9 protein-coding genes and 1 tRNA gene are annotated in these 7,654 nt (G+C 71.9%); 6 read left to right on the top strand and 4 right to left on the bottom strand.

The genetic code is table 11. The features are described 5' to 3' along the window. Positions 1–19 precede the first annotated feature (19 nt). The 3 genes from ACM9LD_RS24055 to ACM9LD_RS24045 form a co-directional block, all read left to right on the top strand. On the top strand, positions 20–873 hold an 854-nt coding region (locus ACM9LD_RS24055), incomplete at its 5' end, for a YncE family protein (protein WP_415679035.1). A 7-nt stretch (positions 874–880) separates the two neighbouring features. After that, complete coding sequence (locus ACM9LD_RS24050; RefSeq protein ID WP_415679034.1) at positions 881–1,132, top strand: DUF5703 family protein; 252 nt, start codon at positions 881–883, stop codon at positions 1,130–1,132. Between the two features lie 14 nt (positions 1,133–1,146). Then, complete coding sequence (locus ACM9LD_RS24045; protein WP_415679033.1) at positions 1,147–2,232, top strand: quinone-dependent dihydroorotate dehydrogenase; 1,086 nt, start codon at positions 1,147–1,149, stop codon at positions 2,230–2,232. A 59-nt stretch (positions 2,233–2,291) separates the two neighbouring features. Here ACM9LD_RS24045 and ACM9LD_RS24040 read toward each other — a convergent pair whose 3' ends face one another. Further along, positions 2,292–2,825, bottom strand: coding sequence for a YbhB/YbcL family Raf kinase inhibitor-like protein (locus ACM9LD_RS24040; protein ID WP_224645181.1), 534 nt, complete (start codon positions 2,823–2,825; stop codon positions 2,292–2,294). Between the two features lie 29 nt (positions 2,826–2,854). Next, positions 2,855–4,195: a M20/M25/M40 family metallo-hydrolase gene (locus tag ACM9LD_RS24035; protein WP_224645180.1), complete on the bottom strand. Its 1,341-nt coding sequence runs from the start codon at positions 4,193–4,195 to the stop codon at positions 2,855–2,857. A 103-nt stretch (positions 4,196–4,298) separates the two neighbouring features. Here ACM9LD_RS24035 and ACM9LD_RS24030 point away from each other — a divergent pair. Beyond that, positions 4,299–4,384, top strand: a tRNA-Leu gene (locus ACM9LD_RS24030). A gap of 41 nt (positions 4,385–4,425) precedes the next feature. Here the strand turns inward: ACM9LD_RS24030 and ACM9LD_RS24025 are convergent. Beyond that, positions 4,426–4,680, bottom strand: coding sequence for a hypothetical protein (locus ACM9LD_RS24025; RefSeq protein ID WP_415679032.1), 255 nt, complete (start codon positions 4,678–4,680; stop codon positions 4,426–4,428). Between the two features lie 129 nt (positions 4,681–4,809). Between ACM9LD_RS24025 and ACM9LD_RS24020 the strand changes: the two genes are divergently transcribed. Next, complete coding sequence (locus ACM9LD_RS24020) at positions 4,810–5,799, top strand: DUF4185 domain-containing protein (RefSeq protein ID WP_415679031.1); 990 nt, start codon at positions 4,810–4,812, stop codon at positions 5,797–5,799. Positions 5,800–5,802: 3 nt separating this feature from the next. Here ACM9LD_RS24020 and ACM9LD_RS24015 read toward each other — a convergent pair whose 3' ends face one another. Next, the gene (locus tag ACM9LD_RS24015) at positions 5,803–6,417 is read right to left on the bottom strand and encodes a TetR/AcrR family transcriptional regulator (RefSeq protein WP_415679030.1); all 615 of its coding nucleotides are present in this window, start codon (positions 6,415–6,417) and stop codon (positions 5,803–5,805) included. A 64-nt stretch (positions 6,418–6,481) separates the two neighbouring features. Here ACM9LD_RS24015 and ACM9LD_RS24010 point away from each other — a divergent pair, with 64 nt between their 5' ends. Then, the gene (locus ACM9LD_RS24010) at positions 6,482–7,645 is read left to right on the top strand and encodes an MFS transporter (RefSeq protein WP_415679029.1); all 1,164 of its coding nucleotides are present in this window, start codon (positions 6,482–6,484) and stop codon (positions 7,643–7,645) included. Positions 7,646–7,654: the final 9 nt, after the last annotated feature.

Raw genomic sequence — 7,654 nt, 5'->3', positions numbered from 1 at the left:
ACGACCTGACTCGNCCNNNCCGGAGTGGTCGCCCCCGCCGCCGCGGGCGAGGGCCTCGCCTTCGACGCGAAGAACCGCCGCCTGGCCGCGATCAGCGGGACCGAGATCGTGCAGTACACCGTCGACGGCGGGCTCAAGGAGGTCGGGCGGTCGAGCATGCCGGCACGGCCGAGTCAGGTCGTCGCGAACCCGGACGGCGGATTCCTGGTCGCGGCCGGCAAGCAGGTCGTCGAGCTCCCCGGAAGCGACGGCACCGTCGGCCGCGCGACCTACGACGTCGACGGCGATGTACTCACGGTCGCCCCGTACCGCGAGGACGGCCTCTCCGTCCTCGCCGGGACGTCGGACGGCCGGATCGTCGCGCTCGGGGCGTCGTCGAACCCGAAGATCATCACCGGCCCCGTCGAGGCGAGCAAGATCCTCGTGCACGACGGCGACGTGGCCGTCGTCGACCGGCTGCAGTCCTCCGTGGCCGAGGTCGACGTCGCGGGCGGCAAGCTCGGCAAGGGCCTGCGCGTGGGCCGCGGCATCACCAACGCCGCCGTCGACCCGTACGGACGTCTGTTCGCCGTCGACACGGGCAAGAACCAGGTCATCGGCTACACGATCGCCCCTCTGATGCAGAAGTTCCTGTATCCGGAGACGGGTTCGCCCTGGGCCGTCGACTACGACGCGACCGACAAGCTGATGTGGGTCACCCGGACCGCGACGAACGAGGTGGTCGGCTACGCGCTGAACACCGGCATTCCCGAGCAGCGCAAGCTGTACCCCACCGTGCGCCAGCCGAACGCGCTCGCGGTGGACGCGAAGACCGGGACCCTGTACGTGCAGTCGGCGACGGGCGCCGGCATCCAGGCGATCCCGACCCGCTAGGAGCCCCATGACCACGACCGCAGGCGCACGGGAGGGCGGCGCGTTCAGCGACGAGGAGTACGATTTCCTGCCGTTGCGATTGCCGCGGGAGGTCTCCCGGGTGACCGCGGCGATGCGGCTGACCATCGAGGCCGAGTTCGGCGGGTGGGAGCTGTCCCGCGTGCGGCTGTACACCGACGGTTCGCGGCGGGTCCTGCTGCGCCGCAAACGCACGAAAACGTCCGGCATGCTGCCGCCGGACGCCACGAAGGGGTTGTGAACACCATGCCGGCGATGTCCCAGGCGATCTACCGGTCGCTCCTGAACGTGCTGTTCCTCGTCTCGCCCGAGCGGATCCACCACTGGGTCTTCGGCCTGATCCGGGGCACCACCGCCGTCCCGCCCGTCCGGGCCGGGATCCGACGGGGCCTCGCGCACCGGGACCCGATCCTCGAGCAGACCGTCTTCGGCGTCCGCTTCCCCGCCCCAGTGGGCCTGGCCGCCGGCTTCGACAAGAACGCCCGCGCCGTCAACGGCTGGGGCGCGCTGGGCTTCGGCTTCGCCGAGATCGGCACCGTCACCGCTCACGCGCAGCCCGGCAACCCGACGCCGCGCCTGTTCCGGCTCCCCGCCGATCGTGCGCTGATCAACCGGATGGGCTTCAACAACTACGGCGCCGGCGCCGCCGCGAACGAGCTGCGCAAGCGCGACGCCGGACCCACCGCGGTGCCGATCGGCGCGAACATCGGCAAGACCAAGGTGACCCCGCTCGAGGGCGCGGCCGACGACTACCGGATCAGCGCCATGCTGCTCGGACCGCTGGCCGACTTCATCGTCGTCAACGTCTCCTCCCCCAACACCCCGGGCCTGCGCGACCTCCAGGCCACCGAATCGCTGCGCCCCGTGCTGCAGGCCGTCGTCGACACCGTCACCGTGCCGGTGCTGGTGAAGATCGCGCCCGACCTCGCCGACGAGGACGTCGACGCCGTGGCGGACCTCGCGAAGGAGCTCGGCCTCGCGGGCATCGTCGCCACCAACACCACGATCAGCCGCGCGGGCCTGGCGACGCCGGCCGCCGAGGTCGAGGCCATGGGCGCGGGCGGCCTCTCCGGGCGTCCGGTGAAGGCGCGCTCGTTGGAGGTCCTGCGGCGCCTCTCCGCCCGCGTCGGCGACGACCTGGTGCTGATCTCGGTCGGCGGCATCGAGACCGCCGACGAGGTCTACGAGCGCATCCGCGCCGGCGCCTCGCTGGTGCAGGTGTACACCCAATTCATCTACGGCGGACCCGCGTGGACCCGGTCCGTGCACAAGGAGCTGGCCGCGCGCCTGCGCGCCGACGGCTTCTCCTCGATCTCCGAGGCGGTAGGCGTCGATCGCTGACGCCTTGACGCACGACGAAGGCCGCGCCCGGGAGTTCCGGGCGCGGCCTTCGTCGCTGATCAGACCTGCGCGTAGGTCGCCGTGATCGAGCCGCGGGCGATGGCGGCACCGAACAGGTTGAAACCCAGGTAGGCGGGCGTCGCCGTGGCCGGCAGGTCCAGCTTCTCCACGCCGAGCGCGTGTACGACGAAGATGTACCGATGCGGGCCGTGCCCGGCGGGCGGCGCGGCGCCGATGTAGCGCGGCAGGCTCGCGTCGTTGTTGAGTGTCAGCGCACCCTCCGGGAGCGAGCCCGGCGCACCGTCGCCCGCGCCGGCGGCGAGGGACGTGACGGACGCGGGGATGTTCGCGACCGCCCAGTGCCAGAACCCGGAGGCGGTCGGCGCGTCGGGGTCGTAGCAGGTCACGGCGTAGGACTTGGTGCCCGCGGGCGCGCCGCTCCAGGACAGCTGCGGCGAGACGTCCTCGCCGCCCGCGCCCATGATCCCGCTGCGGTGCGCCACGGGGAGCTCGGCCCCGTCGACGATGCTCTCGGAGGTGACGGTCAGCGCCGGCAGGGCGGGCAGCCCCGCGTACGGATCGAACGAAGTCATGGCGATTTCCTCTCGTGGTGCGCGGATCTCTAGGAGTTCATCAGGAAGTGCTCGAAGACCTGTGTACCGAACTTCAGCGCGTCGACGGGGACGCGCTCGTCGACGCCGTGGAACAGGGCCGCGAAGTCCAGCTCCTCGGGCAGTTGCAGGGGCGCGAAGCCGAAGCAGCGGATCCCCAACTTGGCGAAGGCCTTCGCGTCGGTCCCGCCCGACAGCATGTACGGCACCGTGCGGCCGTCGGCGTCGAACGCGAGGATCGCGTCGTTCATGGCGTCGACGAGGTCGCCGTCGAACTGGGTCTCGTAGGAGTCGAGCTTGGTGATCCACTCCCGCTCGATGTCCGGGCCCAGGATCTCGTCGAGCTCCTTCTCGAACGCGGCCTGCCGGCCCGGTAGGACGCGGCAGTCGATGACCGCCTCGGCGGTCTGCGGGATGACGTTCGCCTTGTAGCCCGCCTTGAGCATGGTGGGGTTGGCGGTGTCGCGGAGCGTGGCGCCGACGATGCGGGCGAGCCCGCCGATCTTCGCGAGCTGGCCCTCGAGGTCCGGCCCGTCCAGGTCGATGTCGATCGTCGACTCCCGGTCGAGGGCGCGCAGGAACTCGATCACGCTGTCGGTCAGAACCAGCGGGAACGTATGCCGGCCGAGACGGGCGACCGCCTCCGACAGGAGGGTGACCGCGTTGTCCTCGTGCACGAACGACCCGTGCCCGGCCCGCGCCTTCGCGGTCAGGCGCATCCAGCACATGCTCTTCTCGGCGGTCTCCACGAGGTACAGGCGCTTCTTGTCGCCCGACGGGGTGTCGACGGTCAGCGAGAAACCGCCGACCTCGCCCACGGCCTCCGTGACGCCCGCGAACAACTCCGGCCGGTGCTTGACCAGCCAGTGCGATCCCCACGTCCCTCCGGCCTCCTCGTCGGCCAGGAAGGCGAACGTGATGTCGCGCGGCGGGACCGTGCCCGTCGACTTCAGCTGGCGCGCGAGCGCGAGCATGATGCCGCACATGTCCTTCATGTCGACCGCGCCGCGGCCCCACACGTAGCCGTCCTCGACGGCGCCCGAGAACGGGTGCACGCTCCAGTCGGCGGGCTCCGCGGGCACCACGTCGAGGTGCCCGTGCACGAGCAGCGTGCCCCGCTTCGGGTTCGCGCCCTTGAGGGTCGCGAAGACGTTGCCGCGGCCGGGCTGCCCGGACTCGACGTACACGGTCTCGTACCCGACCTCCTCCAGCTGCGCCTGGACCCAGCGGGCGCACTCGGCCTCCCCCTTGGTGGTCTCGAGCTCACCGGTGTTGGAGGTGTCGAATCGGATCAGGGCGCTCACGGTCTCGACGACCTCGTCGAGCGCGTTCACTGCAGTAGCCACACCCATATGAGTACCACGGACGGGCGTCGGTCTCGACGCGCCCACGGTGCCCCCGACGTGCCGATTTGGTTTCCCGGGCCCCCGTGGATTACGGTTAACGAGCTTCCCAGCGCGGGTGGCGGAATGGCAGACGCGCTAGCTTGAGGTGCTAGTGTCCTACTAATGGACGTGGGGGTTCAAGTCCCCCTCCGCGCACAACGACGAAAACCCCGGCCCCGGCCGGGGTTTTCGCGTTTCTACTGGACGGGCTGCGGCGCCAGCTCGATGCGGTGCGACGGCGCCCAGACGACGTCGTCGTGCAGCGACAGGAAGCTGTACTCGACCGTCTCGGTGCCGCCCGATTCGTCGAGCCGGAGCCCCGACAGTCGCCCCGCCGCCAGCAGCCGGCCCTCGGCGTCGAAGATCCGCGCATCGCGATCGGTGACGGCGTCGTAGTCCGCGTGGAAGGCCTCGTACAGTTCGCGTCCCGTGAACGTTTCCATACGTTTCATGGTGCTCCCGTTCGCGCCCGGCCGCGACGGATTCCGCGGCGTACCGGACATTCGGAACAGTTCCCCCGAACCTGTCCCCGCACCGCCGGAGCGGCGCGCGACGGCGCCCCGTCTGGCAGGCTGACGGACGTGCCCCAGTCGATCGAGCCCATCCGCCTCCGCAAGCTCCGCGACATCACGCCCGTCACCCGGTTCGGTGTCGGCGGTACCGATCTGGGCATCGCGTGCCGCGTCGGCGACGAGGTGCTCTACGTCTTCGGGGACACCTTCGAGGGGCTGAGCATCGGCGCCGGCGAGTGGCGCTCCCCCGTCGGGTTGTTCGGCGACCGCAACGGCGTCATGAGCCGCCCCGCCGGCCCCGATCCCGAGCGCGCGCGCCAGCTGCTCGACTACTCGCACGACACCGGCCGGTTCACGACGATCCTGCCCACGACGTGCATCCGGGTCGACGGGGTCCTGTACCTGCACACGATGACCATGCAGAGCCTCGACACCGTCGTGCAGACGGGCCTGTGGCGCAGCGACGACGGTGCCGCGACGTGGCGGGAGGTCGCGCAGTACAACGCCGGCCACGCGGACGGTGCCTGGTGCATGTGGGCCCTGTGCCCGACCCCGGACGGCTACACCTACAACGTCTCCACGGGTGGCCTCACGCGCGACAAGGGCCTGCGACTGCACCGGATGCGGACGGAGACCCTCGGCACCCTCCGCAAGGGCGTCAACGTCGAGTGGGAGTCCTGGGGCTGGCGGCAGGACACGGGCTGGGCGTGGGGCAACCCGCCCACGGATCTCGCGCTCGGCCAGGGCTACGGGGAGCTCTCCCTGTCGCTGGTGGAGGGCACCTGGGTGCTGACCTACTTCGACGCCGCCGGCTACCGGATCGCGGCGCGCTTCGCCGACCGGATCGACGGGGTGTGGTCCGATCCGGTGACGCTGCTGCAGGGCTCGTCCTGGCAGGACGAGGACCACGCGGCGGGCCGGGTCGCCCAGCTGTACGGCGGCTACCTCGTCCCCGGCTCGACGTTGGAGTCCGCGCGACTCGTCGTCTCGCAGTGGAACACCGCGGTCGGCCATCCGTACAAGTCGATGATGTTCACCGGCGCGCTGCGGCGGCCCTGACGCTCAGCCCTCGTCGGCGAGGCGCTCCTCGATGAACCGGACCGTCTGCTCGACGAGCGGCCGGAGCGACTCCTGCACCTCGTCGTCGGAGAGCGGACGGCCGAGGATCACGGCGCCCAGCTGCGGGATCATGAAGGGCGCGGCCTGCAGTCCGATGGCGACGTAGAGCGCGATCGCGGCGCGTAGGTCGTCGGTGCCGCCCGTGACCGCCCGCAGCCGCTCGACCTTGCGGCGGTAGAACTCCCGTCGGCCGTCGCTGAACGGGGGCGTCTCGCCCTGGTCGGCGTCGTAGTGCAGCGACTCCCACATGAGCAGCCGCACCAGCTCGGGGTCGCGGCGGTGGTGGTCGTACGCGGCCATGACGTGCTCGGTGAGCGTCTGCCCCTCGAGGAACGGGCTGTGCTCGACGTGCTCGGTGAGCGCCTTGGCCATGACGATCTCGAACAGCCCCTCCTTGCTCCCGAAGTAGCCGTAGATCCGCTCCTTGTTGACGCCGGCCTCCGCGGCGATCCGGGCGACGCGGGCACCGTCGAAGCCGCGGCGGGTGAATTCCGTGCGGGCGGCGGCGATGAGCGCCTCGCTGGTGGGCGTCGATTCGTATCCGGCGGCGTCGGTCACAGCCGACAGAGTACCGCCAACCGTACGGTTGACGCGCCAACCGTACGGTTGCTACGTTCGCCGCATGACCACGACCACCCACTCCGACACCGCTCGTCCCGCCCTGATCCGCACCGGCGCGATCACCGCCCTCGGGGCGCTGCCGATCGTCGGACAGCTCTACGTCGTGCTGCCGCTCGCAGCCGAGATCGGGACGCTGCCCGGCGCGTCGGGCTCGACGGCGGCCCTCGCCAGCACCGCCTTCGCGCTGGCGTACGCGCTGGGCATCCTCGCGCTCGGCCCCCTCGCCGACAGCTTCGGGGCGCGGCGCCTCATGGTGGCGAGCGCCGCCGCGACCGCGGTCGTGACCGTTCTCACCGCGTTCGCACCCGCGGCGTCCTGGTTCCTGCTGGGGCGCGCCGCACAGGGGCTCGCGGCCGCCGCGTTCACCCCGGCCACCCTCGCCTACATCGCCCGCACGGCCCCGGCCTCGGCACGTGTCCCGCTCAACACGGCCGCGATCGGTGCGGGCCTCGCGTCCGCGGTCGTCAGCCAGGTCGCGGCGCAGCTGATCGCGCCCGCGGCCGGCATCACGGGCGTCTTCCTCACCTTCGCGGGCGCCGCGGCGGCCGCGGCCCTCGCGGTCCGGGCGTTGCTCCCGGGCGACGCGGCACCGGTGGGTGAACGACCGTCGCCCGCCGCCGTGCACCGCGCCATCCCGGGCCTGCTCGCCCGCCCGCGGCTGGTGCTGCTCTACTGCACCGGCCTGACGTTCCTCAGCGTGCTCGTGGCGCTGTACACCGCGCTCGCCGCCGACGGCCGCTGGTCGGCCACCACGCTCCTCGTCCTGCGCGCCAGCTCGCTCCCGGCGGTGCTCGTCGCGGGCGTGCTCACGCTGCGCCTGGGCGGCGCTCCGGCCCGGCCCCGGATCCTGTCCGCGGTGGCGCTCGCCGTCGCCGGGGCCCTGCTGTGCGCGGTCGGCGCGACGGTCGCGGTCGGCGCGGGTCTGTTCCTCCTCGTCGGGGCGGTGGCCCTCGCTGCCCCGTCCGTGGTGGCGGAGGTGACCCGGCTCGGTGCGCCGGCGATCGGCGCCGCCGCGTCGCTCTACACCGTGGCGATCTTCGGCGGCGCGAGCCTGGGTGCGCCGCTGGACGCCCTGTTGGGCGGCGGGCTGAGCACCGTCGCGCTCGGCGGCGCCGCGGTGCTCGCCTTCGGCGGACTGACCGCGGCGATCGCCACCCGCGACTGACCAGAACAT

Source organism: Tsukamurella hominis, assembly GCF_965137015.1.
Taxonomy (GTDB): domain Bacteria; phylum Actinomycetota; class Actinomycetes; order Mycobacteriales; family Mycobacteriaceae; genus Tsukamurella; species Tsukamurella hominis.
This window is presented reverse-complemented; position numbering and strand designations above follow the sequence as displayed.